This window comes from Curtobacterium sp. B18 (assembly GCF_000333375.1).
Classification (GTDB): Bacteria; Actinomycetota; Actinomycetes; order Actinomycetales; family Microbacteriaceae; genus Curtobacterium.
In genome coordinates this window covers 1-233 of the sequence record NZ_BACZ01000779.1, presented here as the reverse complement: position 1 = coordinate 233, position 233 = coordinate 1, and the positions used below count along the sequence as shown (strand labels likewise).

General features: G+C 73.0%; 1 pseudogene. It reads right to left on the bottom strand.

The features are described 5' to 3' along the window. Window positions 1-233 (bottom strand): annotated as a pseudogene (locus I5E_RS20600) (aminoacyl-tRNA hydrolase); the annotation flags it as partial.

The following is a 233-nucleotide window of genomic DNA, read 5'->3' as shown; positions in this document are numbered from 1 at the left end:
CGGCGAGGAGCCCGAGGTCGGCGATCGCCTCGACCGCGTCCGCACCGTCGGCCAGCAGGTTCGGCAGCGTCTTCTTCTCGGTCGGCGAGAAGTCGCGCAGCACGTAGTCGGCCGGGTCCTGGCGCCCCGGGGGACGGCCGATGCCGATCCGCACGCGGGTGAACTCGTTGGTCCCCGTGGCCTTGATGATGTCGCGCAGGCCGTTGTGCCCGCCGTGCCCGCCGCTGCCCTTG